The following is a 26,357-nucleotide window of genomic DNA, read 5'->3' as shown; positions in this document are numbered from 1 at the left end:
ATGTACTAAAAGCCATGATTATAAAGACCAAGACTATAAAATCCACAACTGTTTTTATTAATTTAATGGCTTAAATGTGACATATTTCAGGCAAATTTCATAAATCCATCTCATTTTCAGTGTTAAATCTTATTTTTAGGTATTCTTTGCCATTTTTTTCTATGGGCTAAGATGTATACATTTGGTATCTATGTCTTGATTTTACCTGCAATATTTGTTGCTTTAGAGCATAGTAAAGACATACAAATGAGTCGTATACTCAAGAATATCCCGACTTTTGTTTACGATGACAATAAAGAATAAAGGAGCACTTCAATGAGTTTAGTTGTACCTGCTGAAAAAACAGATGCTGTACATAGCGATGCAGATCGCGTTGAACGCATTTTAGTGGTAGATGACGATGTGCGTTTACGTACGCTACTTCAACGCTTTTTAGAAGATAAAGGCTTTGTGGTAAAAACAGCGCATGACGCAACTCAAATGGATCGTCTCTTACAACGTGAACTTTTTTCACTGATTGTGCTCGACTTCATGCTTCCTGTTGAAGATGGCTTAAGTATCTGTCGTCGTCTACGCCAATCCAATATCGATACGCCTATTATTATGCTCACCGCACGTGGCAGTGACTCAGACCGTATTGCAGGTCTAGAAGCAGGTGCAGATGACTATTTACCGAAACCATTTAATCCAAATGAGTTGTTAGCACGTATTCGCGCTGTACTGCGCCGCCAAGTCCGTGAAGTTCCAGGCGCACCAAGCCAACAAATGGAAGTAGTCAGCTTTGGTCCATGGTCACTTGATTTATCAACACGCACTCTCACGCGTGAAGGTCAAGTCGTAACCCTAACTACAGGTGAGTTTGCGGTACTGAAAGCCTTGGTACAACATCCACGTGAGCCTTTGACTCGCGACAAATTGATGAACCTTGCACGTGGCCGTGAATGGGGTGCAATGGAACGTTCAATTGATGTTCAAGTATCGCGCCTACGTCGCCTTGTGGAAGAAAACCCTGCGCGTGCACGCTATATTCAAACGGTTTGGGGTGTAGGTTATGTGTTCGTTCCAGATGGCGCGGAATAATTCAAAAACTGAAAAATACGGCTTCGGTCTTTTTAAACTGAGTAGCAATAATCAGCACGTCGGAGTCCTAAAATTAAGCTCAACTTTATCGATTAACCTGCGGTTCGCCTTACTTTTGTTTCGACAAAAGTAAGCAAAACCATTGTCATCTGCAAAACTCGGCATATTTCTGCATTTCAACATCATGCTCGCAGAAACTTTATAACATTTAGACCTCCTGCCTCGAACAATTGCAGATGACTTTTCGCGTATCGCATACCTGTCACCATTGAACTATGTCACTTACATAGAAACAGGAAATCACGTGAAACTCGAACCCATCGACCCTCAAAAATTTACAGATTACGAAGCGTATTCAGAACGGAAACGCACACGCTGGGAACGCTTTTTAGATAAAATCAAGCCGCGTTCTGCTGCCATGCGCACCACCGTACTGGTACTCTTCATTGTATTTTTCAGTTTATTTATGTCTTTGTGGTTCTTTTGGCGCACCTTATATCTTCCAGAAATTCAACAACATGCTCGTTATCTTGCTGTTGAAATAGAAATTCTTAACAACCCCGATTTACGGATTTATCATCAAAATACTGAAGTCGATGTCGATGACTGGCTAAGAAGTCGTGTTGGCATTGAATACGTCACCGATCCCAAAGAATATCCCAATGTTAAAGATAAGGTGATTGCCGAGTTCTTTACCAACCAAATTGAAGCTAAGCTGGCCAAAGAATTAAAAGTCGAACATGCCACGGTATATTTCCAGTTTAAACCTAGCCCGCGGATTTGGATTCAAACTCCTGAAATGAACGGTAACTGGGTCCGCGAACCACTGAAAACCTATGCCAACTACAGCCCTGAGCTAATTTTCGGTTGGCTGCTTGGCGTACCCCTTATTGCAGCAGCCATTATTTTAACCTTGGTTCGTCAGCTCAATCGCCCGCTGCGTCGTCTGCAAAATGCTGCCAACAGTTATAGTAAAACAGGCACAGCGCCTTATTTAGAGACTAATCACGGCCCTCAAGAAATTCGCGAGGTCAACCAAGCTTTTAATCACATGATTTACACCCTAGATCAGACTGAACGTGACCGCCGGATTATGTTGGCAGGGATTTCACATGACTTACGCACCCCACTGACCCGTATTCGACTCAGTGCAGAAATGATGCCCGATGATGATTTTTTAAAAGAAGGGCTGATTTATGACGTTGAAGATATGGACGCGATCTTAAATCAGTTCATTTCCTATATGCGTGACGGCTCAGATGAGGAAATTCAAGACACCGATTTAAATATGCTGTTACAAGAATTGGTGGTGCAATTCAAACCGCTGGATATTCGTTTTGAACCTGCTGAATTACCGATTATTCAGGCACGTAGTCTATCTCTTAAACGCCTGATTGGTAACTTGATTAATAATTCAAAACGCTACGGTGCTGAGCCGATTGAACTTTCCGCAACAGTGGAAAATGAACATATTTTAATTAGCGTAGCAGACCATGGTGAAGGCATTCCTGACGATCAAATTGAAGAGCTCATGCAACCTTTTGTGCGTGGCAATGAAGCCAGAACAGTTCAAGGCAGTGGTTTAGGTCTCGCCATTGTGAAACGAATTGTCGACATTCACCAAGGTCAACTGACTATTCATAATCGGGAACAAGGCGGACTTGAAGCAATTATTTCGCTGCCTCTTCATCACAATCAAGATGTTGAAATTTCCAGCAACAACCCACTCGAAAAATTAAAGCAAACCTTGGTTGAACATTTTTAAACTTTGTACAATAGTTGATCAAACGATTTTATTCAACTATTCAACAATTTAATTTTACCAAATATATTTCAAACACTTACAAATCATCAGAATCCCTTATACCCACATTTTTTCAAAAAATTAGACCTTAGCCTAACAGGTATGCACAATGTCGTTCTTGATCGGTACAATCGGTGCCAGATCCAGAATATTAACGAGAGTAAACCATGTCTTTAGATCGTATCCGTTTAGCTTCACTTCACGATAAAGTCATCAGTGCGGAAGAAGCGTCTGCTTTTATTGAAGATGGCATGACTGTAGGTATGAGTGGCTTCACTCGTGCTGGCGAAGCGAAAGCTGTACCTTTGGCATTGGTTAAACGTGCACACATAAATCCTTTAAAAATCACATTAATTACTGGTGCTTCTTTAGGTAATGACCTAGACAAGCAATTGACTGAAGCGGGTGTATTGGCACGTCGTTTACCGTTCCAAGTGGACAACACTTTACGTAAAGCCATCAACAATGGCGAAGTGATGTTCATTGACCAACACTTGTCTGAAACTGTTGAGCAAATGCGTAACCTTCAGTTGAAAAAGCCAGATGTAGCGATCATTGAAGCAGTTGCGATCACTGAAGATGGCGGTATCATTCCAACAACGTCTGTAGGTAACTCTGCAAGCTTCGCAATTTTCGCAGAAAAAGTGATTGTTGAAATCAATACCAACTTAAGCCCTGCATTTGAAGGCTTACACGATATTTACATCCCAACTTATCGTCCAACCCGTCAACCGATTCCATTGACTCAAGTGGATGAGCGTATTGGTACGCACGCGATCAATATCGATCCTGCAAAAATCGTGGGTATCGTCATCAACAACGACTTACACGACTCTCCATCAACGGTAACTGCGCCAGATGATGAAACTCAAGGCATTGCAGACCACTTAATCGCATTCTTTGAAAAAGAAGTAGCTGAAGAGCGTCTACCGAAGAACTTAGGCCCATTACAAGCAGGGATTGGCTCAATTGCCAATGCTGTACTTACAGGCCTTAAAGATTCGAACTTCGAAGACCTTGTCATGTACTCAGAAGTACTCCAAGACTGTACCTTTGAATTGATTGATGCAGGTAAAATGAAATTTGCTTCAGGTTCTTCAATTACCCTTTCTGCAAAATATGGCGAGAAAGTATTTAATAACCTTGAAGCCTACAAAGATAAATTGGTTTTACGTCCGCAAGAAATTTCGAACCATCCTGAATTGGTTCGTCGTTTAGGTATTATCGGCATCAACACTGCGCTTGAATTTGATATTTACGGTAACGTAAACTCAACTCACGTTTGTGGTACAAAAATGATGAATGGTATCGGTGGTTCAGGTGACTTCGCACGTAATGCACACCTTGCGATCTTCGTGACCAAATCAATTGCAAAAGGTGGCGACATTTCTTCAATCGTACCGTTTGCATCGCACATCGATCATGCTGAACACGATGTTGACATCCTTGTGACTGAACAAGGTTTGGCAGATCTTCGCGGTCTAGCACCACGTGAACGTGCCCGTGCGATTATCGACAACTGTGCGCACCCACTGTATCGTGATGCATTAAATGACTACTTCGATCGTTCATGTGCAAAAGGTGGTCATACACCTCACCTTCTTCGTGAAGCGTTGTCTTGGCATTCTAACTTTGAAGAAACAGGCCACATGCTTCCTGTTCAAGCAGAAGCAAAATCTGCTTAATTTAAAGTTTAAGAAAAGCGCCCTCTTGGGCGTTTTTTTATGGCTGATGAAAAGTGTAAGAAAACACTTATCAAAATAAAAAAACTCAATTAATCTAAAGGCATCCAAAAAATAAAAATGCCAAGCTCATGTTCATTATTCGCCCCTATCTCGAAACAGATTTAGAAGACGTCATTGCACTTTGGGAGGTATGCGACCTCACTCGCCCTTGGAATAACCCTGAAATTGATATTTTTAGAAAAACTGCGCAAAAAGATGGTTTATTTTTACTGGCTGTTAAAGATGAACAACTCATCGCCACATTGATGGGTGGTTATGATGGCCATCGCGGCTGGATTAATTATTTGGCAGTACATCCACACTTTCAACGCAATGGAGTCGCAACTGCACTCATACAGCAGCTCGAGAAGCGCCTGATTGCCTTAGGTTGCCCCAAACTACAACTGCTTGTACGTAAAGAAAACATCGACGTGCAAAGCTTCTATGAGCAGCTAGGCTATGAGGAAATCGAAGTCGTGTGCTTTGGTAAACGTCTTATTGCCGATTAAGCTCAGACACTCAATGCGCCGATACAGGTAGACGACCCAATCTTAAAAAAATCGGAAATTTAAGCTCAAAGAGTTGGTTCGCGTGATCATCCAACGCAAAGAATGCTTTGAACTCATATAAGGGGTCATCTGAATTTTTCGCTCGATAATGTTTCAGTGCAGACCATGTATTTAAATAATCCAACAATTGAGCAGCAGACCATTGAAATGACATCGACAATTCAGACGTCGCTATTTTCTCAAAGGGAAAAGGAATGGTTTGATAGGCCTCGTCGATATAGCGACGTTCGGCATCCCAATAGCCTTTCAAAGTCTTAAAATAAAGTCGCTCAATACAACCCTGTAACTCAAGTTGCTGCAGCTGAATTAAACCATAGCCAATGACCGCCAAAATGCCTTCAGGTCGTAAAGTCCGCAGCACCTCTGCATAAAAACCATCAAAATCAAACCAATGAATGGCTTGAGCCACCGTGATTAAATCAAAACTCTGCTCGGCAAAACTGGTGTGCTCTGCAGACTAAACTTGATAACTAACATTTTCAAAATAAGGTGCATGTTGTAACTGATGCACACTGATATCTGTCGCCACCACGGCATCAAAATGCGGCGCCAACAATTGAGTTAATTGCCCCGATCCTGCACCACAGTCCCACGCAAATTGAGGAGTTACTACATGCTTGAGTATTTCTTGAATCAAACTCACTGGATAACTCGGACGTGCGAGTTGATAAAGCTGACTTCCCGATGAAAAGCGGTCTTTCATAAGCCATTCTCAGTCTTATTTTTGACTCAAAATTAGCACATTTTCCATTAACTAAAGCATGATGTTGTCCAACACCTTATACAATCCAACTTTTCATAAGACAAAAAAAAGCCCCAAACAGTGTTTGAGGCTTTTTTGAATATGGTGGCGAGACCCAGGATCGAACTGGGGACACACGGATTTTCAATCCGTTGCTCTACCTACTGAGCTATCACGCCGATGCCGTGTATTAAGCCGTATCTCGGATGAATAGTCAATAAAAATCATCACTTTTTTATTTGATCGGATAAATTTCAGGCAAAAAAAATCCCTGATGGGATCAGGGATTGAAATCTTTAAATAAGATTTTGAATATGGTGGCGAGACCCAGGATCGAACTGGGGACACACGGATTTTCAATCCGTTGCTCTACCTACTGAGCTATCACGCCGATGTCGCGTATTAAACAGTTTAAGCGAAGCAGCGTCAAGTCCGTTTTCAAAAAAATCAGTTGAGTGTTTACTTTTACAGCAAACCCAGCACCCTTCGTACATTTTTTGAGTCATTCTTTGCACTTAAAGCGCATCACCATCGTTATTCATGAAAAAAGCAGCCCAAAGACTGCTTTAAAAAAGCTTAAATTTTACCAATGTGCTCTAAGCAACGATGAATCGCACCACAGCCCGGCTCGAACACTTTCACACCTTTGGCTTCTTCCATACGACAGACTTCTTCAACCAACCGCTCCGCAACCCCTCGTCCACGGTTAGCAGGATGTACTACGATGTATTCTAAGGTTTTATTTTCACCCTGCCCACTACACCAAATGGCGCCAATGACTTTAGTATTAAATTCTGCGGTGTAAAGTAAGGTATACTGAGCTAGATTTTGCTCAAGTTGTTCTACGGCATCATGCCCATCGCCAAATTCAGGACTGGTGTCGTACAGTCGCTCTAGCTGGCTGCGCAACTCTTCTTTTTCCAGTGAAGTATAAGCGTGTACGGTAATAGGCATTGATAAACCCTCCTGAGCAATCTAATATGCGGTGACTTCGTTACGGCGAAACATTTTACATCAATTATTTGACGTCTTTGAGGAACGTGTCTATGACAGAACGTATCAGTGAAGTGGTAAGAAATACCAACGAAACCAAAATTCGAGTTCGTGTAAACCTCGATGGTACGGGTCAAGGCACGCTCAACACAGGTATTCCCTTTTTAGATCATATGATTGATCAAATCAAGCGACACGGCTTATTTGATATTGATATTGAATGTGATGGCGACTTAGATATTGATGATCACCACACGGTTGAAGACTGTGGTATCACGCTTGGACAGGCTTTTGCCAAAGCTTTAGGTGACAAAAAAGGTTTACGTCGTTATGGTCATTTTTATGCACCGTTAGATGAATCTTTAAGCCGTGCTGTGGTGGACTTATCAGGCCGTCCGGGTTTGTTTATGGATATTCCATTTACCCGCGCCATGATTGGTCGTTTTGATGTGGATCTCTTCTCGGAGTTTTTCCAAGGCTTTGTGAACCATGCGCTCATGACGGTACACATTGATAACCTCAAAGGTAAAAATAGCCACCACCAAATTGAAAGTGTGTTCAAAGCGTTTGCGCGTGCACTTCGTATGGCCTGTGAAATTGACCCACGTGCAACCAACACCATTGCTTCAACCAAAGGTAGTTTGTAATGACCCGTATTGCCCTTCTTGACTATGGTATGGGTAACCTACACTCAGCCGCAAAAGCGCTTGAGCATGTTGGTGCAACAGTCGATGTAACCAATGATCCCAAGTTAGTGGCTCAAGCTGATAAAATTGTGTTCCCCGGCGTAGGTGCTATGCGTGACTGTATGCAAGGTATGCATGAAGCAGGGATTGATGAAGTCGTTCGTCATGCGGCATTTAATAAGCCTGTATTAGCGATTTGTGTAGGTATGCAAGCGCTCATGCAACGCTCTGAAGAAAATGGCGGAGTCGATGCTCTCGGTATTTTTGAAGGCAGTGTGAAACGCTTTCCTGATGTAGACGGCTTGAAAGTACCCCATATGGGTTGGAACCAAGTTTATCAGGCTGATCCGAGTCATCCAATGTGGAAAGACATTGAGCAAGATGCACGTTTTTACTTCGTGCACAGCTTTTATGTTGAACCGAAGAACTCTGGCATTGTGGCGGCGACCTGTGACTACGGTTTAGAGTTCTGCACGGCAATTCATCAAGAAAATTTGTTTGCGACACAGTTTCACCCTGAAAAAAGTCATACCGCAGGTTTGCAACTGCTGAAAAACTTTGTGGAATGGAAAATTTAATTTATTCCAGCCTCTGTTTGATTGAAAAAGCTCAACTTCGGTTGGGCTTTTGTTTATCCAAAATTGATGCATCTAGACTAAAAATAAATCAGAAACAGCTTAAGTAAATGAGGCGTGTGACCCCACTCCTGTGCCTTTCAATGTATAAAATCTTTGCTTTACAGCAGACTAGTGTACTCAAGATGGCTGAGATGCCTTTTCATTGTCACCAAATTTGATTATGCTTTGCCTGCTTTTTAGACATTTTTATTTATAAAAAACTTAATTTACAACGATAAGGTAAGTCACTATGACTCAATATGCACAAGAATCTGCGCTGAATGCCGCAGGTCGTTTCGGACGTTTTTCATACCTAGCATGGAACTGTCTACTTGCCATTGTAGCGTCAATTATTCTTGGTATTTTCATCGCCATCTTTCCTAATACATTTGTGAACTTGGAAACAGGCAACTTCGGTGGCGGCATGATTTTTATCGTCCTGATCTATGTTGCGCTGATGTACTTCACGTTTGTATTTACTATTCGTCGCCTACATGACCGCAACCATACGGGATGGTTATCACTGTTGATGCTGGTGCCTCTTGCCAACGTGATCCTAATGCTTTACCTGATTTTCGCACCAGGCGATGATCGTAGCAACAGCTATGGCTCACCACGCCCAACGGCAGGCTGGGAAGCCGTTTTGGCATGGATTTACATCGTGATTTTCGTTTTAGCGATTATCGGCGGCATTGCGGCTGGTTTTATGTCCTAAAATCACCTGTGCAAAACAGCCTACCTAGGTCGGCTGTTTTGCTAAATCAACGCAAAAGCTTTAGGCTTAAGCAACAGTGGCATAGTCAAAGCATGATGGATTCTTCTTTTCAACACATCCTTCCCAGCAAAGTCGAAATTCAAAAATTTCCTCGTTTTCAAAATTTGCCAAAACAAGCAATTCATGTCATTCAAAACTTAGAACAGTGTGAAGCAATCCGCGCTGAACTAGAACAGGTTTCCATCTTCGGTTTTGACAGCGAGTCCAAACCGACCTTTCAAGTGGGAGAAGTCTCCACGGGTCCGCATCTCATTCAACTGGCCAGCGTCGAGCAGGCTTATTTGTTTCAAATGAGTCCACCCATTTGGAGCTTCCTTGCACCATTTTTGGCGAATCCAGACCAGCTCAAAGTGGGCTTTGGTTTAAAAAATGATGCCCATCTATTCCGCAAAAAGGGTTTTGAACTCAAGGGTGTGGTTGAGCTGTCAAAATGCTTTGCCAGCTTTGGTTTGACCAACCCTGTCGGCATTAAAAATGCCATCGCCCTGCTGTTTCAACTCAACTTCCCGAAAAGCAAAAAAGTCAGCACTTCAAATTGGGCGAGGAAAATACTCACGCCTGAACAAGTTGACTATGCCGCTGCGGATGCCTATGCGGCGCTGTTGGTTTTTGAAGAATTGCGGCGTTTAGAGCAACTCCCAAAAGATATTTCCAAAGAATTAGAAAAAACAACAAAACCTTGTCGTCATGAAAAGCTGTAACAGATGCTTAGAAAATTGCCAATACTTTGCTAAGATGACGGACATTGATTTTATTTAAGATTTGGCTAGGAGCGAAAGCATGCTGATCATCCCTGCAATTGACCTGAAAGATGGCAAATGTGTTCGTTTAAAACAAGGTCGTATGGAAGACGATACGGTTTTTTCTGATGATCCTGTTGCAACTGCACAGCACTGGGTAAATGAAGGCGCGCGTCGCTTACATTTGGTCGATTTGAATGGTGCTTTCGCTGGTACGCCAATTCATAAACCTGTGGTTGAAGCCATTGCTCGCGCACAACCTGAACTGCCAATTCAAATTGGCGGTGGTATTCGCTCACTAGAAACCATTGAACACTACTTAGAAGCAGGTGTGTCTTTTGTCATTATTGGCACCAAGGCAGTTCAAGACCCTGAGTTTGTTGAAGAAGCTTGTAAGAAATTTGCAGGTCATATCATTGTCGGCATCGATGCCATGAATGGCATGGTGGCCACCGATGGTTGGGCCAATGTGACCGATGTGAAAGCAACCGATTTGGCCAAACGTTTTGCCGATGCGGGCGTATCGAGCATTGTCTATACCGACATTGCGCGTGACGGGATGATGCAAGGGGTCAATGTTGAGCAAACTGTTCAACTGGCACAATACTCTGGCCTACCTGTGATTGCATCAGGTGGTGTGACCAACCTTGATGACGTACGTAACCTCAAAGGTCAACCGGGTATTTTGGGTGCAATTACCGGTCGTGCGATTTACGAAGGCAGTTTAAACCTACGTGAAGCACAATTGCTGTTAGATGAACAATCACTCTAATTGTTGAATTTAAAAAAGAGGTCTTTTGACCTCTTTTTTATGCGCTAAATATCAGTTTTTAAGATCTGCTTCTTAATAAATTGCATTACGAATAAATTTTAACGGTACAGTTCCACGGTTGATGTATTGGTATTCGATGGCACTCGAAAACACAATCGACTCTCCTACACCTAAGACTTTTATGTCACCTGCCAAATCCAAAGTTAACTCCCCCTCCATCACATAGAGCATCTCACGCCAACCGAATGGGTCGGGTTCTGCACTATAGTGCTCATTTGGGGCAAGTACCCATGTCCACAGTTCAACTTTTTGTGTTGCTGCTGCTGAAGCCATTAATTTTGCTTCACTGTGTGCTTGTGTACCCTGCCAAGCCAAAATATTGACCACCGCTTGCCCTTGCTGTTCAGGTGCAGCAATGATCTGTACAAAATCGACCTCAAGCACATCGGCAATCAAACTGAGTTTCGCCAAACTAATATTGTCCTGCACTGATTCAACCCCAGCCACCATGCGACGGCTTAACCCGGCCAAATCTGCCAGTTGCTGCTGACTCAGGCCTTTTAAACTTCGATAATGACGCACATTTTGACTGACGTGTTGTAGCACCGCAGGAGAGTTCATACAGATAAATCAAAAAAAATATTGAGCAATATATTGCACACAAAAACAAAGCATGACAAGCTATGTGCAATATATTGCACACCAGTCTTTTTATGTTGAATACTCAGCTCGGTTCTAAAGCGCCTGTCATTGCGCTAATTCTCATTACTTTTATTTGGGGCGGCACCTTCTTGGCCGTGAAATATGCCTTAAATTTCAGCTCCCCCATGTTCTTTGTGGGTTGTCGTTTCGCCTGCGCCGCGACAATTATTGGCTTATTTTCCTATCACCATTTAAAACACATCACCCGACAAGACCTGTGCGCAGGTGCACTCATTGGTTGTATGGTCACGATTGGCTATGGCACACAAACGGTCGGACTACAAACAGTCAGTAGCAGTGAATCTGCCTTTTTAACAGCACTGTATGTGCCTTTGGTACCTGTATTGTTGTGGCTGATCTTTCGTAAAGTACCCCATTTTATGATTTGGATTGGTGCGCTCTGTGCGTTTATGGGCTTAGTCTTACTTACAGGGAATAGCCTGAATTCAATTTCACTGAATTTTGGTCAGACCTTAACCCTACTCGGTGCAATCGCTATAGCAATGGAAATTATTCTGATTGGTTATTTTGCTCCAACAGTCGATATTGGTCGAGTAACGGTGATTCAACTTGCAGTTGCCTCTGTACTCGCCTTTGCAGCCATGCCATTGGCAGGTGAACACTACATTCCAGACTTTTCATGGCCTTTACTGAGTATCGCACTCGGCTTGGGGCTTGCCAGCGCCGTGATTCAATATGTAATGAATTGGGCACAGCGCTCAGTCAATCCATCTCAAGCGGCAATTATTTACGCAGGAGAGCCAGTATGGGCAGCACTATTTGGGCGCCTTGCAGGAGAACGTTTGGCACCACTAGCTTTGCTGGGCGGACTTTTGGTGGTGTTTGGCATTATGATTAGTGAATGGAAACCGAAACTGCTGAAGTCGAAAAAGAACCTCGAACAACTTTAGCCGATCTCCGAAACGAAAAAACTGCTGAATCGCGTGATCAATGGGGCTTTGCTAGACAAACACCTAAATCTATGATTTTATTATATTTATTTTTATTAAAATTTCGAGAACGTCTTAAAAATCAGTATCTTGAAAAATATTTATGCAGCGAAGCCATATAAAAAAGTAAAGATTGAAATTCAATTTTGTAAGGTGCTTTTTAAAAGCCTACACAAAAACAGAGACACTGCTGCATCAGCTTGGTTCATCTCGGTGCATAAACCTTGTTATAAAAAAATCATAAAAAAAGGGCACACTGCCCTTTTTAAATCTCACCACTTGTTATTGATACATCGGTTGATTGTCATTTAAACGAATAATGCCTTTAATGGCACGATATACAATCCACACCCATGACAACCCAATCACAGATACGCAGAATGTTGAAGCACCGAGTGCGACACCTGCGAAAGCGGTGACATTTTCACCCGTAAAGAATAAGAAAATAAATGGCACAAAGGCAATCACGTTCCAAATCAAATACCACCAAAAGGTGCGAATCTGCCAAGTAAAATGGCTCTCAAAAATGGAACCACGCACAGAGCCACGCTTCACATAATTAATCACTAAAGCAATAATGGCTAAAATCCCTGCGGAAAAAATCGCAACGATATACAAAATATAAAGAATAAAAGTCAGACTACGATTCGGATCTTGATCGACTGAATAATTCATATTGTCCCTCATGAAGTGGGCTTGAACTTTAAATAGGCAAACTATTGAAAGGAGAAATAAGCCATAAAATTAAAAGAATATTGAATAGAATTGTACAAAAGTAAATCTTTCTAAAGGGTTGTTTTTGTGTTTTATGTCGTAGCTTTTGCTGCGCTAACCATGCTGCAGGCCAACCGCCCAAAAATGAAAGGAGATGTAATGTATTTTCAGGTACACGGCGCTGTCCATTTTGCGCAGCTTCTTTATCTTGCGCATAGAACCAATAACTGGCCGCATTCATCACACTAATCAACAGCAGCACCAATCCACTCAAACGCCCCAGCAATACCAATAGTGCCAAAAACACGATGTATGCCACCGACGCAATTTGCATTGGATTCCAACGTTGACCCTGTTCAGTCTTTATCGATGAGACTTTTGAGGTACGGCTCTTTTGGGTTTGTGATGCTTTTAAATAACTAACTTGCTGTGCACGATAACGCCCTTGCGCATCCACAAGCACGTTGTATTCCAACGCACAACCTAAAATAGGACGAGGACCTTGCCGAGCAAAGTCCTTGATATGTAAAAACACGCGATCTTTGCTGTCATCGTTGGGCTGAATAAAGCCATAGCCTTTTTCATCAAACCATTCAACGAGTCGTCCTTGGTCACGCATTTTTCTTTCCTATTTAAGCAGTTACAAATTTTAGGCGGTCAATCACCATATTACGCATTTCGGCAGGATTTTTCTGCAAAATGTCATCCCCCGTACGGCCTTGTTCAGCATTTTTTTGTGCCACTTGTAAACGCATCATCCAAAAACGTGCAGCAGCCATTGCCAGATACAGCCCTAGGCAAGATTTTTCATCAGTCGTCAAAGGACGAATACTTTCATAGGCGCTTAAGAATGCGATGGCCTTGTCTTCATTTAAGTGCACACTTGGATATTCGGTACAGAAGTCATTCAGGGTAATCGCAATATCAAACAAGAACTCATCTTTATTCAGTTCATAAAAGTCTAAAATGCCTTTGAGCTGATTGCCCTCAAACAAAGTGTTGTCACGGAATAAATCTGAGTGGATAAAGCCCTTTGGACGATTCGGATAAACCGCCGATAATGCGTCATATAACCCCAATAACTTATTGAGTAGTGCTTGATCCGCCTCACTTAATGTCGGTTTCATTTGTAACGCTACAGCGAGCCAGTAATCATGGTCACGGTATTCTGCACGCTCCAATGGAAAATCTTGCAGTGCGACGTGCATTTGCGCTTGTGCAACCGCAATCGCCTCGGCTTGCTCAAGGGTCGCAGGCATGGGATGTTTGCCCATCATCCGTGGGGCAATTTGGGCAGGTTTATCTTTTAAACTATGAATGGCTTTGCCTGAGTGACTTAAAGGTACAGGAACCACTAAACCAGCCTGACCTAAATGCTCAAGCACAGGAACCAACTCGCCTGCGCCCTGTTCATCCATTTCTTCAAATACAGTCAATACATACTGCACAGCATTTTCACACACAATAAAATAGTTCGTATTTTGAATACCGCCTTGAATTGGGATCAGATCGATTACCTCAAGTCCATAAGGTGCTGCAAACGCCTGAACTTCCTGTAAAGTCAAAGTGGTATAAACCGACATATAAAACCTGCAAAAAAACTTACATAAGTTTGATAGAATACCCGCTCCGACTATTAAGGTGTAGCATCTAAGTCGCGAAGTTTCATAATCGGCTGTTATTTTTGGAAAAAATTATGCTAGCTAAACGTATTATTCCTTGCCTCGACGTAGACAACGGTCGTGTAGTGAAAGGTGTTCAATTCCTTGATATTCGTGATGCAGGTGACCCAGTAGAAGTAGCACGTCGATATAACGAACAAGGTGCTGATGAAATTACCTTCTTAGACATTACCGCAACTTCGAATGGTCGTGACACGACTTATCGTACGGTTGAACGTATGGCTGAAACGGTTTTTGTTCCCTTAACGGTCGGTGGTGGCGTTCGCAAAGTTGAAGACATTCGCCTCTTACTCAATGCTGGCGCGGATAAAGTCAGCATTAACTCAGCAGCGGTGTTTAACCCAGAATTTGTACAAGAAGCATCGCAACGCTTTGGCGCACAATGTATTGTGGTTGCCATTGACGCAAAAAAAACGGGCGAGAACAAATGGGAAATTTTTACCCATGGCGGCCGTAAACCAACCGGTATTGATGCGATTGAATGGTCCGTGAAAATGGCCGACTTTGGTGCAGGTGAACTGCTGATTACCTCGATGGATGCCGATGGTACCAAAGCAGGTTATGACCTCGAGCTGATGCGTCAAATCAATGACCGCGTCACCATTCCAACCATTGCTTCGGGCGGTGTCGGTAACTTACAACACTTGGCCGATGGTATTTTAAAAGGTGGCGCAGACGCTGTACTGGCTGCTTCTATCTTCCACTTTGGACAACACACCATTCCTGAAGCGAAGAAATACCTTGCAAATCAAGGCATCGAAATGCGTCTATAAACAGACCATAACCGTAAAACCTATGAAAAGAGTGCTTTCGAGTACTCTTTTTATCATTTTAAAGATGAGAAAAAATGTATCACTTAGAGCTAATCTTATTTATTTGTGGTCTATTGATCTGTTTTGTTTTCATCCTTTTGATGAAGAAATATGCTGACCGCCCTTTCGGTATGCTGGCTGTACTGTTACTCCTTGGTTTATGCCTGTTTAGCTATATCAGCTTCTGCAAATATCAGTTTAAACAGTATTATGAAAAAGCGCTGATTGCACCTGATCAAATTCGGGCTTGTGGTATTTTTACACAATGGTCAGAGGTCACTCATTATCGACGGCACAACATCAGTACTGAAAAAGTGTTTTACTTTCAGAGTGATCGACAAGGTTTTTTATTTAGCAATAGTCCGCGTGCTAGACAAAGCTTCCCTGATCTCAAAAGCTTAAACATCAACGAGCATGTTTGCTTTCAGTTTTCCCCTGACTATACCGATGAAATGGATCGCTATATTTTAACGGGCTTTAAAAAGCAGGCGAATTAAAAGGCTCAGTTACGCTGTACTTTGGCACAGCTGAGCTAATGCTAAGTCGGACAGTACTATCGCTTCTATTACGCAGCAAATGTTAAAGCTTAGAATGGTCGCTGGATCTTGACCGCAATTATGCTCTGAATTGTTGAGATAAAAAAAGGGAGTCTTGCGACTCCCTATAAACCTAGAATAACTACAACATTGTCTTGTTAAACTGGAAAATGAAAAATGACGTACTAGTGCTCATGAGATGATTTCACCTCATCAACAGCTTTACTATAGAATGTTCAAATGACGAAATATTGACAATACATACCAATATTATTGACAAATCACGACAAAAATACCTATTTCAGTTATCCTGCAACCGTTTCCGTCGTCTGCGCTGAGTTCAGTGGAATTGCTTCTGGTGCCTTAACCCATTTTGCAGGGAAGACCTGATTGACCCACTGGGTGAGCTTATTCGACACCACTTGGGGTAAAGCAATACCCAACGGATTTTGCTCTTGCAAATCCAACGAGGAAATGACCCGCGTTCCTAAAATATAATCAAACCACGGCTTGGTCACACACCAGTTGGCATCCTGATTAGAGTTCATATGATGATCATAATGCCAAGGAATCTTACGCATTGCCCAGTCTGGCTCTAAGTGCGCACGGCGGTGGATGTAGTAATAATTTCCTGCACTGTACAACACAGACAACGTCATGCCTTTGGAGACAGGATAAAATAATGTCCCAAAAACACCCGCCACGACAGCAAGTGACACGATTTCATTTTGGGTACGCCAGTTGCTCCAACCTTCAACATAACCATGATCGTGAAACGTAGTTTTCCGTACTTCTCGGTGATGCTCCCAATGCGATTTCATGCTGTCAGGCACAGGGCTATAGCGTGGCTTTCCAGCACGGTGTGTTCCATGCAAAATATATTTATGTGCAACCCACTCAAACGCATTGGCAACCACCAATCCTGCGACAAAACCCTTCCACATGGCAAATTCCTCCTATATTCAGATTGAATATAATGTGGAAACTATGCTAAATATTGACCCTAGCATTCAAATTCATTGACAAATTACGACAAGAACAATAGAGCCAATAAATGCAACATTTCAAAGACTACACAGGTTCTGTCTACGGTGGACTGGGGCATTTACTCTATGCCTATTGCCAAGCTGTGGGCTACCCCATTTCTGAACAGCTTGAAAAAGCACAGAACTTAGAACGTTTTGATTATGCACTGTGGTTAGAGTTACTGAATGATCTTGACAGCCATCTGCATATCCCTGCGCTCGGACTCGAGATTGCAAAGTATGTACAGCCCAAGCATTTAGGCATTTTGGGCTATATTGCGCTGTCCTGCGAAAATTTAGGCGAAGCGCTCACCCGTTATCATGACTTTCACCGTCTCATTTATGATGGCAGCTCGCTATATGTTGCAGTTGAAGGTGAAAATCTATGCTTTGGTTGGGTGGAGATGCCAATTGAACTGACCACACAACTCAGCAATGAAGTGGCAATGGCGCTGATCATTCAGTTTATGAAGCACTTTGTCGCCCATGATGACATCCAGCTCAGCGAGGTTCATTTTACTCACCCTGCCCCGAAAAATACGGCACTGTATGAGCAGTACTTTAATTGTAAAGTTCGCTTCTCTCAAAGCCGACCTATGATGATGATTCCCCTCAGCGAATTATCCATGCCCTTTCAGCAAGGTGATCAAACCCTGCAAAAACTGCTCTTACAGCAGGCCGAAGCCTTACTGGAAAAACTTCCCAACTCCACCCACATCGACCAGCGCTTACAGCATGCGATTTTAACGGGGCTACAAAAAAACCAATATCAAATTGAACATATTGCTCGGCAACTGAATTTTTCAGTCCGACAGCTGCAACGTTACTTACAACAACAAGGCACGACCTACCAACAGCGGATGCAAGAAGTTCGACGTATTTTGGCGGAGCAATACTTAAAAGATCCACACCTCAGCTTACAGGAAATTGCACTGTTGCTGAGTTACTCTGAACAAAGTGCTTTTCAACGTGCCTTTAAACACTGGACACAAGTCACACCTCAGCAGTGGCGTATTCAGCATTTTCACGGCTTTGTTGCATAAATATGTAAGCATCTGATTTAAATAAATTTAATTTTGGATCAAAAAATAATCAAAACTTTTAAAATCATATAGTTATGAAATCTTTGTGCAACAAAGCCCATTTTCACTAAAATCTGACCTGTTTAATCCACGTCATCAGGATGTCATGCTTTTTTTGTTAAATTGATTGAAAAACGAGTATTTTCTCGTTAGATATAAAGTTCTATGCGAATAAAACATCAATAACTACAAAAAGCGCATTATGAATAAATATCTTGCTGAATTCATCGGAACGTTTTGGTTGGTCTTCGGAGGCTGTGGCAGTGCCATTTTTGCAGCAGCTTTTCCCGAGTTGCGCATCGGCTTTCTTGGCGTTGCACTTGCCTTTGGTTTAACCGTTTTAACGGGTGCCTTTGCACTTAGACATATCTCTGGCGAGGATTAATTTTTTCTCTCCCCATTAATAACAAAGCCTACAATCTGTAGGGTTTGTTATTGTTCCACATGGAACATAGATAGACTTATGTTATAAAAATGGATTGTCAATTTCATCCGACTGCGGACGTTCAATTTTCTCAGGAAGCTGAGCTTCACTTTCAAGCTGTTGCACAATGGCATTCAGATACGCCTGCAATGCTTTGGCCGCAGCTAGGCCAGCTTGGTCTTTGGTGAGTTGTAAATTGCCATAAATACTGACGCAGTCTGTGTCATTTTCAAGGGTCAAATCATGAATGGCATGAGACTCGTTGCCTTGTACAAAAGGTTTAAACATTTTATTTTTACTCGTATTTATTTTTCAGGCATTGGGCACTGCAGTCGAATGTCTATACATCCAACTGCCTAGAACTTTAACGTAACAGCTGCAAAATATATTGCAATAAGACGTCGACTAATTGTTTAACAATCGCATCTTGATCCGCCGCACCAATACCCGTGCCCTTTGTGACGGTGCTACCACTACTCGACTGAGTAGAGCCCGATTTAAAGTTTTTTTGTAAGGCTTTGAGCTGCTCGGATGAAACCTCCTCAGCACACTGACTTTCCGCATCCCAATGTGAGTATTGAATTGCGCTATTGGCTTTTACCGCCGTTGCTGTCAACGGTAGTTTATAGGTGTTACGTTTTTGCTCTTCTGTCAGTTGCGGAAATAAATTCACACCCAACTGCTCTTCCAAATAGCAGACACTGACAATTTTTACCTGCTGTGAATTATCATTCGGTGCGTAATAAGCGCCAATTGCACCCGTTTTTGGCATATAGATCGCTTTGTAAACCGCACTCGGAACAATCACTCCCTGACCAATGGTCTTGAGCTTTTTGCCGTGAAACACTGGCCCAGTCACCACAAAAACATCTAGCTTTTGCTTGGTCACAAGCGCCCGTGTGGCTTCTTCCAATTCACGCCACACTTGCTGATTATTTTTAGGGGCCTGTGGCACCATGTTGGCCAAAGAAAAACTGTCAAATTGTGCGGCTTTGTTGGGCATATCCGCATTCGGTGCCATATGTCCACGGTCATAGCCTGAACCACGGTAGTCCGACAATGTCGCTCGATGCTCGGTTGCGACATTATTTTCTTCGTGAAAACTATCTTCACGTGGAATTTTTTGGCTCAGACGCTTTGGCGTCAGGGCCTCTGCAACCCAGAGAGGTGTTTTCGAAACGCCCGAATACATCACATTAAAACCGTTAAAGCACAGTGCATAGCTGTGTTTACTTAAACTTTCTTTGAGTAAATAAGGCGGAATTTCCCGATAAAATTGTTCTAAACAGGCTGAATTTGAGCTTGGGCTAAAAGACACGTATTGCTGAATTTTTTCTTGACCAAAGGCAATCGCAAAACTTCCCGTTGCCACCAATCCTAAAATCACTTTCAGGCCATTTTGATTAAACATGTTAAAGACTGACTTACCTGAACTGCTTTTCTTCTTCGCCATAACAACTACAATAAACATCGGTTTTTCACGAGCTTAACAATCAGCGTATACGAAGTATATCGCTCGAGTTCTATTCGCATAACAATTAAACAAAACGCCATATTTAGATGATTTTGCATGTAACAAAATGTCTTTTTTGTAGAGTTTTTCTACGACAACATGATGCGATTGCGTATCTTTGATTGCTGTCGCTTCAAAAAATATGCCAAGGTAAAAATGAATTCAACGAAATAATACATGCAATTTACGGAGTTCTTATGCATTCTAAGATTTTAGCTTCTCTTGGTTTAATCGGCACAGTGATAAGTGCTTCAGCCTTCGCGGAGCCACCGATCCAACCGGGTGATACCTTAGAAAGTCTCTCTCAAGCCAAAGTCATGACTACTGTTAATGGTCAACCAGGTTCTATTCAAGAACTCGTAAGCTCAGGGCAAATTAAATTACTTGATCCAAATGCTGCACCTATCAGTCCAGCGGGCCGAGGTGCACCCAATGACCAAGCAGTGATGCCAACCGTACCACAGAGTGAAGCCCCTGTTCAACAGGCCGCACCTGATACCACAGTGCAACAACAAGTCGCTGCGACTCCAACAGAGCAACATCCACTGGCACCGAATGCAGAACTCTCAGCACAACAAGCTGAAGCGGCATTAAATGATGCTGTCGCACCCACGGTAAATACAGACATGAATGCTGCCCCAGCTGCTGCACCGCCATTAGATTCATCAGCAGAGGCACCTGTCAATGCGGTTGAGCCTGATTCACTGCCATCACCAGATGCCCCTGCTCAAGCGATGCCTGAAGCACCTTTAAATGATCCAATGAACTAAGACTTCAACTGATTTATCCTCCAAAAAAACCAGCATATATGCTGGTTTTTTTATTGATGTTTTAAATCTCGATCTGACTACCGAGCTCAACCACACGGTTGGGTGGAATCTGATAGAAGTCACTCACAGGACTGGTATTCCGTTGCATTGAGATAAAGAGCTTTTCACGCCACGGCGCCATACCATCCCCCACGGTACTGATAATCCGCTCACGCGATACAAAGAAGCTGATCTGCATTAAGTTATATTCCAGATCAATCGCTTGATACACCGCTTCAAGTGCTTGTGGAATGTTCATTTCATCTTTAAAGCCATAGTACAATTCAAGACGATAAAAATGCTGATTCATGGTTTCGACATGGAAGCGATTGGTCTCTTCCACATAAGGAACATCTTGGATTTTAACGGTGAGAATAATGTTCTTTTGATGCAGTACTTTATTGTGCTTCATATTGTGCAACATGGCATGTGGCACAACGGTCGGCGTTCCTGTTAAAAAAACGGCCTCGCCTTCCACCCAATTGGCTTGTTCACCAATACTTTGTACAAATAAATCGAGTGGCAAGGTATCTTGCTGAAGCTTGGCAAAGGTTAACTCGCGACCTTGTTTCCATGTCATTAATAACATGAACGCAATACCGCCAATCAGCAATGGAACCCAACCGCCCGATAATACTTTAAGTGAGGTCGCGCTCACCAAGACCAAATCTAAAACAAGGAATGGAATAATTAGCAGCACCAATTTTGGCATGCTCCATTTCCATGTATAGCGAATAAATACCGCAATCAATAAGGTGTCACACAACATGGTCATGGTGACCGCCAGACCATAGGCATGCGAAAGCTGTGAGCTGGTTTGGAAGATTAAAATTAAGACAATAATCGATGCCAACAATATCCAGTTCAATAAAGGTACATAAATCTGCCCCTGTTCCGAGTCTGAAGTATGTTTCACATTTAAACGTGGTAAATAGCCCAATTGAATAGCCTGACGCGCTAAAGAGAAGACGCCTGAAATTACCGCCTGTGAAGCAATAACTGCGGCCATAGTGGCCAAGAAGATCATTGGGTACAAGCCCCACTCTGGCACCAACAGGTAAAATGGATTTTCAATCGCAGTCGGATCACGCAGCAGCAATGCACCTTGTCCTGCATAATTAAGCAGTAAACACGGCAAAACTACAATAAACCAAGCCAAACGAATCGGCACAGGACCAAAATGTCCCATATCGGCGTACAGAGCTTCGCCACCTGTGACGGTCAACACTACCGCACCCATAATGAAAAAGGCCATTAAAGGGTTGGTCACGATAAACTGAAATGCCCAATGTGGGCTCAGCATGCCCAAAACCAAAGGTGTTTGAATAATGCTCGAAATCCCTAGAAGACCGAGAGAGAAGAACCACAATAAGGTCAGTGGGCCAAAGAACTTACCGACAAAGGCCGTCCCATACTTTTGCATGACAAATACAGCAGTGACGATGCTAATCGCAATTGGCACAATATAAGGGTCAAGTGCATCGGTTGCGATGGATAAGCCTTCTACGGCAGACAAGACTGAAATGGCTGGGGTGATGATCCCATCCCCAAAAAATAGTGAAGCCCCAATAAAGCCAATCGAAATTAACAGTAATTTTTTCCGATGGCTAAAATTGGTATTGCGCAAATTGAGTGCAAGCAAAGCCATAATCCCACCTTCACCATTGTTATCTGCGCGCATGACAATTGCAGAATATTTAATGGTAATGACCATGGTCATGGTCCAGAAGATAATGGACAAAATACCTAATACGTTTGCAGGGGTGATGCCCAAGCCATGTGCAGCGTGGAAGGATTCTTTCAATGCATAGAGTGGACTGGTTCCAATATCCCCAAACACGACCCCTAATGCTGCCAAGGTCATCGCAGGCAAGGCGGCTTTTTTTGCAGTACTTTGCATAAGCTTGTCTTCAATTATCGACACTATTTTTGCGAATCATATCATTGAGCTAAAACTTTTGCTCGAATTCAATTGTTTCACCTTGTCGATGGCTATGTTTTTCGATATTATCCTCCGCCATGGTGAAGTGTCCGAGTGGCTGAAGGAGCACGCCTGGAAAGTGTGTAAACGTTTATAGCGTTTCGAGGGTTCGAATCCCTCTTTCACCGCCAAATTTAACTCTTATGAAGTCCCATAAGGTCTAAAAAAGCTTAAATCTAAAGGGTTTAAGCTTTTTTTACGTCTTATACAATCTACTTGATCTATTGCAAGCTGGATGCAATTGGGGGTATAACTAGGGGTATAATATTTTACCCCTAAAATTATACCCCCAATTCTGCGGAATTATTGCCATGCTTACAGATGCTCAAGTCAGAAAAATAAAACCTTCAGAAAAGAAAACTAAATACTCTGATGAAAAAGGCATGTATCTAGAGGTCACTCCTTCTGGAGGAATGCATTGGCGAATGAAGTTTCGTTTGAATGGAAAAGAGAATATCTTCAGTATTGGTACATACCCTGAAACTACGCTTGCACAGGCTCGCCGTGCTAGAGATGAAGCACGATTAAAGCTTAAAGATGGGATTAATCCCAATAAAGAGAAAAAGCAAAAGAAACAACAAGCCGATGAAAGCATTCTTTTCAAAGCGCTTGCTATGGAGTGGATGGAGGATCGTAAAACTGTTATTAAAGAAGGTACATATTTACGTGACCTATCTGTATTTGAAAAAGACCTGTTCCCTGCTTTAGGTAATATACCTATTGATCAAATTAAAGGAAAAGATGTCCTTGCTTGTGCTAAGCAAATTGAAGCACGTGGTGCTCAGGAGATGGCTAAACGCTCTATTCCTTTAGCTGGGCGTATTTTTCGTTATGCGATCCGTAAAGGACTCATTGAGAACGACCCTACACCCCACCTTAAAGAAGCTCTCAAGCCACGTAAAGTAAAACATATGGCTCGCCTAGATATTTCTGAGTTTCCGCCTTTCTTAGAACGGATGGATCGTTATCACGGCAATATCTTGGTTAAGACAGCTTTACAGTTTATGACTCTAACATTTGTAAGAACTGCCGAGCTCATTAACATGGAATGGAATGAGATTGATTTTGATAATCATTTATGGAGAATTCCAGCTTATAAGATGAAAATGGCGTTACCACATATTGTTCCTTTATCTAGGCAGGCTATTGAATTACTAAAAGGGTTACAGCCCATTACTGGTAATAAGCAATTTGTTTTTTATAACCACAGTACAGCTAAGCCTCTGAGCAACAATGCTCTGTTAAGTGCGATTCGCACCATGGGATATACGGGAAAAATGACTGGTCATGGCTTCCGTGGACTTGCATCTACTACACTACATGAGCAAGGCTATATGCATGATGCAATTGAAATACAGTTAGCACATACTGTCGGAAATGCCGTCTCTCAAGCCTACAACCATGCACAACATTTAGAATATAGAACTAAGATGATGCAGGAATGGTCAGACTTTATTGATAGTTTGAGAAACAAAATAGTGCCTTTTCCTAAGCGAAAGGTGATGTAAAAGTCTATGTAATAAACTCAATTTCTGATTCCATTTTATATGGCTATTTTGCAGAGACAATACTTTTTCTACTTAAAATTTTTACAAGTTTCTATGGTAGGTTTTTTATTTCAGCAGCCACCGAAGTGGCTGCTGAAATAAAATTTGGATATTATTTAAATAATTAAACAGCATAGTGAACTAGGTAAAATAACTTAAGATCGCCTTGACCTATAGTTTCTTATAATATCTCTATAGTTACTTGATCTATGTTTTTACGTTGCTCATCTTCATCAGTAAACTTATATTGGTCTATTCTTTGTCCATTAATTGTCCAAGACAAAAGAGCTAAATTAAGTAAAACTTGCTGACGCTGTTGAATCTGCTCCTTATTCCATTCATTAAAAGCATATTTATAATCATGAATAAATTGATTCGTTGAGGTATTTTTACCAATACTAAATTCAACATCTAGCATTTTGCTCAATACTAGTGCTGAATTTTTATATTCAGATTGCTTTTGCTTAAACCAATCTGCACTTAAGTCATTAAAATTATTAACTGCCTGATTAATCTGACTTTCTAATAATGTCACGTTACCTAACATGTAAACCTGACTAGAATATTCTAAATAGTCAGCTCCATATGCTTCAGGAATTACATCTGCTTTAGGTGTCTGAGGTAAAATATGTTCGACTTGAAGATTTTGGATAAATCCATGATCTTTCAGTGGCATATTACAAAGTTCAGCTGCTTTATTTTCTAAAGTACCTAAAATATAACGTAAACGATAAAGAGGATTAAAAGCATCATGACGTTTCGTTAAGAGAGTTTGTTTAAATTCCGCTGCCTTTTTAGTAATATATTTTGCAATGGTTTTTTCAACAGCAACTTTTACTTGTTCAATAGTTTTTAAACCGCGGAAATATTGCACCCAAATACTAAAATTATTCTCATTATATTTAGCTTGTATACCTAAGGTATTGTTCACAAAAAATAAAGTTTCTAGTTGTTTCGCTAGATAATTAATTACTTCATCTTCACAATTCACATCTAATGCCAATAATAGCAATAAATGCTGTCTGGACATATATTTATTAATGTAGCCTATGTTAACCACAGCAGGATAAGTTTGATGGTGATCGACCAAACTTGTCGCATTAACCAATTTAGAATAGCGCTCTGAAGCACTTAATAATGCATTCACAAATTCTATTGGCTTATTTTTATAGTTGATTAATGGCTCGCCCTCAGAAATGATCCATTTATAGATATCTTCCTCACGTAAAATTCCATTATCACAGTAGCGTGCCATTAAAAAATAGCGTAGAAAGCGTAATGGATTCTCCCCTTCCTTGCAGGCATGAATATTACCAACAACTATTTTCCATTTAGCTTTAATATCAGGAAAGTCTTTTTCATTAGCTTCACTAAAAATCAGATTTTTAACCAAATCCATAGCATCTAGACTTGCGCCACGCTGATTACTGGTTTCAAATATTTTCAATGCGCCATGAAGATCTGCAGAAACAATAAAAACTAGGACTATTTTATTAAAGAAGAAAGCAATAAAATCAACTAAATGCTCTTGTCTTTCATTATTCAAACTTGCAACATACTCATACATTGCATCATAGGCAGCCTGCATTTTTTGAATAGATGGCGTGACTTTTCCTTTGTATTCTTTTTTATGGATAAGATAGCTTAAATAATTTTGGCTTTCTTCGTATTGCAACTCTACGCGGTTTTGATGGGATGCCGTCTTCATGTTGAAAGTAGACAACCATGATTTAATCGCATTATAAAAGTTTTCAGCAGATTCAGTACGGGTAATGCTTTCTAAAAAATCTTTTAATGCACAAAGAGTTAATACAATTGTAGTAAGACGTTGCTGACCATCTATGACATCATAATTATCTTGTTTTTTAACAATAATGACTGATCCTAAATAGTAACTCGAATCATTATTCGAAGTCTCAAAAGCATTATCTATGTCTGTGATAAATTGTTTTACTTGATCATTAGCTTTCCATACATATTCTCTCTGATAATCTGGAACAATAAAGAATTGATTAATATCTGAAATACTTTTTACTTGAGCATCAATTTGCATTTTACCCCCTCTCCATCTCTAAAAT

At 41.6% G+C, this 26,357-nt stretch carries 26 protein-coding genes, 3 tRNA genes and 2 pseudogenes; 18 read left to right on the top strand and 13 right to left on the bottom strand.

Annotated features, from left to right (window positions below):
- The first annotated feature begins 315 nt into the window (after nucleotides 1-315).
- The 4 genes from ompR (at nucleotide 316) to MF4640_RS10475 (ending at nucleotide 5,117) form a co-directional block, all read left to right on the top strand.
- On the top strand, nucleotides 316-1,080 hold the full coding sequence (gene ompR, locus MF4640_RS10490; protein WP_004691545.1) for a two-component system response regulator OmpR: 765 nt from the start codon (nucleotides 316-318) through the stop codon (nucleotides 1,078-1,080).
- A gap of 304 nt (nucleotides 1,081-1,384) precedes the next feature.
- Nucleotides 1,385-2,845, top strand: coding sequence for an ATP-binding protein (locus tag MF4640_RS10485; protein ID WP_078389534.1), 1,461 nt, complete (start codon nucleotides 1,385-1,387; stop codon nucleotides 2,843-2,845).
- Between the two features lie 206 nt (nucleotides 2,846-3,051).
- On the top strand, nucleotides 3,052-4,569 hold the full coding sequence (locus MF4640_RS10480; protein WP_078389533.1) for an acetyl-CoA hydrolase/transferase family protein: 1,518 nt from the start codon (nucleotides 3,052-3,054) through the stop codon (nucleotides 4,567-4,569).
- A gap of 128 nt (nucleotides 4,570-4,697) precedes the next feature.
- Complete coding sequence (locus MF4640_RS10475) at nucleotides 4,698-5,117, top strand: GNAT family acetyltransferase (RefSeq protein ID WP_004691549.1); 420 nt, start codon at nucleotides 4,698-4,700, stop codon at nucleotides 5,115-5,117.
- Between the two features lie 10 nt (nucleotides 5,118-5,127).
- Here MF4640_RS10475 and MF4640_RS10470 read toward each other — a convergent pair.
- The 4 genes and pseudogenes from MF4640_RS10470 to MF4640_RS10455 all read right to left on the bottom strand — a co-directional run bounded on the left by MF4640_RS10470 (nucleotide 5,128) and on the right by MF4640_RS10455 (nucleotide 6,873).
- Nucleotides 5,128-5,880 (bottom strand): annotated as a pseudogene (locus tag MF4640_RS10470) (class I SAM-dependent methyltransferase).
- A gap of 142 nt (nucleotides 5,881-6,022) precedes the next feature.
- A tRNA-Phe gene (locus tag MF4640_RS10465) sits at nucleotides 6,023-6,098 on the bottom strand.
- A gap of 136 nt (nucleotides 6,099-6,234) precedes the next feature.
- Nucleotides 6,235-6,310, bottom strand: a tRNA-Phe gene (locus MF4640_RS10460).
- Nucleotides 6,311-6,495: 185 nt separating this feature from the next.
- A complete protein-coding gene (locus MF4640_RS10455) occupies nucleotides 6,496-6,873 on the bottom strand; it encodes a GNAT family N-acetyltransferase (protein WP_004691552.1) in 378 nt (125 codons plus the stop codon).
- 92 nt (nucleotides 6,874-6,965) lie between these two features.
- On the opposite strand from MF4640_RS10455, the gene hisB reads away from it, so the two are divergent.
- From hisB to hisA, 5 genes are all read left to right on the top strand, one after another.
- Complete coding sequence (hisB, locus tag MF4640_RS10450) at nucleotides 6,966-7,559, top strand: imidazoleglycerol-phosphate dehydratase HisB (protein WP_078389532.1); 594 nt, start codon at nucleotides 6,966-6,968, stop codon at nucleotides 7,557-7,559.
- Entirely contained in the window at nucleotides 7,559-8,176 is a 618-nt protein-coding gene (gene hisH, locus MF4640_RS10445; protein ID WP_078389531.1) for an imidazole glycerol phosphate synthase subunit HisH, read from the top strand. The genes hisB and hisH overlap by 1 nt, the downstream gene beginning before the upstream one ends.
- A 289-nt stretch (nucleotides 8,177-8,465) precedes the next feature.
- Nucleotides 8,466-8,930 carry a DUF805 domain-containing protein gene (locus MF4640_RS10440; RefSeq protein ID WP_078389530.1) on the top strand — a complete coding sequence of 155 codons (465 nt, stop codon included), beginning with the start codon at nucleotides 8,466-8,468 and terminating at the stop codon, nucleotides 8,928-8,930.
- Between the two features lie 92 nt (nucleotides 8,931-9,022).
- Nucleotides 9,023-9,691: a 3'-5' exonuclease gene (locus tag MF4640_RS10435; RefSeq protein WP_078389529.1), complete on the top strand. Its 669-nt coding sequence runs from the start codon at nucleotides 9,023-9,025 to the stop codon at nucleotides 9,689-9,691.
- A 79-nt stretch (nucleotides 9,692-9,770) separates the two neighbouring features.
- Nucleotides 9,771-10,502 carry a 1-(5-phosphoribosyl)-5-[(5-phosphoribosylamino)methylideneamino]imidazole-4-carboxamide isomerase gene (hisA, locus tag MF4640_RS10430; protein ID WP_004691558.1) on the top strand — a complete coding sequence of 244 codons (732 nt, stop codon included), beginning with the start codon at nucleotides 9,771-9,773 and terminating at the stop codon, nucleotides 10,500-10,502.
- 72 nt (nucleotides 10,503-10,574) lie between these two features.
- Here the strand turns inward: hisA and MF4640_RS10425 are convergent, their stop codons facing one another.
- Nucleotides 10,575-11,123 (bottom strand): helix-turn-helix domain-containing protein, encoded by a 549-nt coding sequence (locus MF4640_RS10425; protein ID WP_078389528.1) that lies wholly within the window; start codon nucleotides 11,121-11,123, stop codon nucleotides 10,575-10,577.
- Between the two features lie 92 nt (nucleotides 11,124-11,215).
- Between MF4640_RS10425 and MF4640_RS10420 the strand changes: the two genes are divergently transcribed.
- Nucleotides 11,216-12,115 carry a DMT family transporter gene (locus MF4640_RS10420; RefSeq protein WP_078389527.1) on the top strand — a complete coding sequence of 300 codons (900 nt, stop codon included), beginning with the start codon at nucleotides 11,216-11,218 and terminating at the stop codon, nucleotides 12,113-12,115.
- Nucleotides 12,067-12,276: a hypothetical protein gene (locus MF4640_RS19265; RefSeq protein WP_153042474.1), complete on the top strand. Its 210-nt coding sequence runs from the start codon at nucleotides 12,067-12,069 to the stop codon at nucleotides 12,274-12,276. Before MF4640_RS10420 ends, MF4640_RS19265 begins: the two co-directional genes overlap by 49 nt.
- Nucleotides 12,277-12,436: 160 nt before the next feature.
- On the opposite strand, the gene MF4640_RS10415 is transcribed toward MF4640_RS19265, so the two are convergent.
- The 3 genes from MF4640_RS10415 to MF4640_RS10405 are packed head-to-tail and all read right to left on the bottom strand — an operon-like array spanning nucleotide 12,437 to nucleotide 14,451.
- The gene (locus MF4640_RS10415; RefSeq protein WP_078389526.1) at nucleotides 12,437-12,829 is read right to left on the bottom strand and encodes a DUF4870 family protein; all 393 of its coding nucleotides are present in this window, start codon (nucleotides 12,827-12,829) and stop codon (nucleotides 12,437-12,439) included.
- A 28-nt stretch (nucleotides 12,830-12,857) separates the two neighbouring features.
- Complete coding sequence (locus MF4640_RS10410; RefSeq protein ID WP_078389525.1) at nucleotides 12,858-13,487, bottom strand: DUF1294 domain-containing protein; 630 nt, start codon at nucleotides 13,485-13,487, stop codon at nucleotides 12,858-12,860.
- A 13-nt stretch (nucleotides 13,488-13,500) separates the two neighbouring features.
- A complete protein-coding gene (locus tag MF4640_RS10405) occupies nucleotides 13,501-14,451 on the bottom strand; it encodes a homoserine kinase (protein ID WP_078389524.1) in 951 nt (316 codons plus the stop codon).
- Between the two features lie 110 nt (nucleotides 14,452-14,561).
- Between MF4640_RS10405 and hisF the strand changes: the two genes are divergently transcribed.
- Nucleotides 14,562-15,323 carry an imidazole glycerol phosphate synthase subunit HisF gene (gene hisF, locus MF4640_RS10400; protein WP_319823149.1) on the top strand — a complete coding sequence of 254 codons (762 nt, stop codon included), beginning with the start codon at nucleotides 14,562-14,564 and terminating at the stop codon, nucleotides 15,321-15,323.
- Between the two features lie 140 nt (nucleotides 15,324-15,463).
- Nucleotides 15,464-15,859: a hypothetical protein gene (locus MF4640_RS10395; RefSeq protein ID WP_227518644.1), complete on the top strand. Its 396-nt coding sequence runs from the start codon at nucleotides 15,464-15,466 to the stop codon at nucleotides 15,857-15,859.
- Nucleotides 15,860-16,203: 344 nt separating this feature from the next.
- On the opposite strand, the gene MF4640_RS10390 is transcribed toward MF4640_RS10395, so the two are convergent.
- A complete protein-coding gene (locus tag MF4640_RS10390) occupies nucleotides 16,204-16,842 on the bottom strand; it encodes a hypothetical protein (RefSeq protein ID WP_078389521.1) in 639 nt (212 codons plus the stop codon).
- Between the two features lie 110 nt (nucleotides 16,843-16,952).
- On the opposite strand from MF4640_RS10390, the gene MF4640_RS10385 reads away from it, so the two are divergent.
- Complete coding sequence (locus MF4640_RS10385) at nucleotides 16,953-17,966, top strand: AraC family transcriptional regulator (protein WP_078389520.1); 1,014 nt, start codon at nucleotides 16,953-16,955, stop codon at nucleotides 17,964-17,966.
- 241 nt (nucleotides 17,967-18,207) lie between these two features.
- Nucleotides 18,208-18,381: pseudogene (locus MF4640_RS10380) on the top strand (aquaporin); the annotation flags it as partial.
- A 90-nt stretch (nucleotides 18,382-18,471) separates the two neighbouring features.
- On the opposite strand, the gene MF4640_RS10375 reads toward MF4640_RS10380, so the two are convergent.
- The gene (locus tag MF4640_RS10375) at nucleotides 18,472-18,717 is read right to left on the bottom strand and encodes a hypothetical protein (RefSeq protein WP_078389518.1); all 246 of its coding nucleotides are present in this window, start codon (nucleotides 18,715-18,717) and stop codon (nucleotides 18,472-18,474) included.
- Nucleotides 18,718-18,793: 76 nt separating this feature from the next.
- A complete protein-coding gene (locus MF4640_RS10370; protein WP_078389539.1) occupies nucleotides 18,794-19,882 on the bottom strand; it encodes a DNA/RNA non-specific endonuclease in 1,089 nt (362 codons plus the stop codon).
- 257 nt (nucleotides 19,883-20,139) lie between these two features.
- Between MF4640_RS10370 and MF4640_RS10365 the strand changes: the two genes are divergently transcribed.
- Nucleotides 20,140-20,712 carry a hypothetical protein gene (locus MF4640_RS10365; protein ID WP_039890721.1) on the top strand — a complete coding sequence of 191 codons (573 nt, stop codon included), beginning with the start codon at nucleotides 20,140-20,142 and terminating at the stop codon, nucleotides 20,710-20,712.
- A 61-nt stretch (nucleotides 20,713-20,773) separates the two neighbouring features.
- Here MF4640_RS10365 and MF4640_RS10360 read toward each other — a convergent pair whose 3' ends face one another.
- The gene (locus MF4640_RS10360; RefSeq protein ID WP_078389517.1) at nucleotides 20,774-22,651 is read right to left on the bottom strand and encodes a potassium transporter Kup; all 1,878 of its coding nucleotides are present in this window, start codon (nucleotides 22,649-22,651) and stop codon (nucleotides 20,774-20,776) included.
- Between the two features lie 121 nt (nucleotides 22,652-22,772).
- Between MF4640_RS10360 and MF4640_RS10355 the strand changes: the two genes are divergently transcribed.
- Both MF4640_RS10355 and MF4640_RS10350 read left to right on the top strand, forming a co-directional pair.
- A tRNA-Ser gene (locus tag MF4640_RS10355) sits at nucleotides 22,773-22,863 on the top strand.
- A gap of 180 nt (nucleotides 22,864-23,043) precedes the next feature.
- Nucleotides 23,044-24,240 (top strand): tyrosine-type recombinase/integrase, encoded by a 1,197-nt coding sequence (locus tag MF4640_RS10350; RefSeq protein ID WP_078389516.1) that lies wholly within the window; start codon nucleotides 23,044-23,046, stop codon nucleotides 24,238-24,240.
- Nucleotides 24,241-24,460: 220 nt separating this feature from the next.
- Here the strand turns inward: MF4640_RS10350 and MF4640_RS10345 are convergent, their stop codons facing one another.
- Nucleotides 24,461-26,332 (bottom strand): DUF262 domain-containing protein, encoded by a 1,872-nt coding sequence (locus MF4640_RS10345; protein ID WP_078389515.1) that lies wholly within the window; start codon nucleotides 26,330-26,332, stop codon nucleotides 24,461-24,463.
- Between the last annotated feature and the right edge of the window lie 25 nt (nucleotides 26,333-26,357).

The sequence above is a fragment of the Acinetobacter sp. MF4640 genome (assembly GCF_002018895.1).
Taxonomy (GTDB): domain Bacteria; phylum Pseudomonadota; class Gammaproteobacteria; order Pseudomonadales; family Moraxellaceae; genus Acinetobacter; species Acinetobacter johnsonii.
The sequence above is the reverse complement of the archived record's forward strand: the minus strand, read 5'-3'. Positions and strand labels throughout refer to the sequence as shown.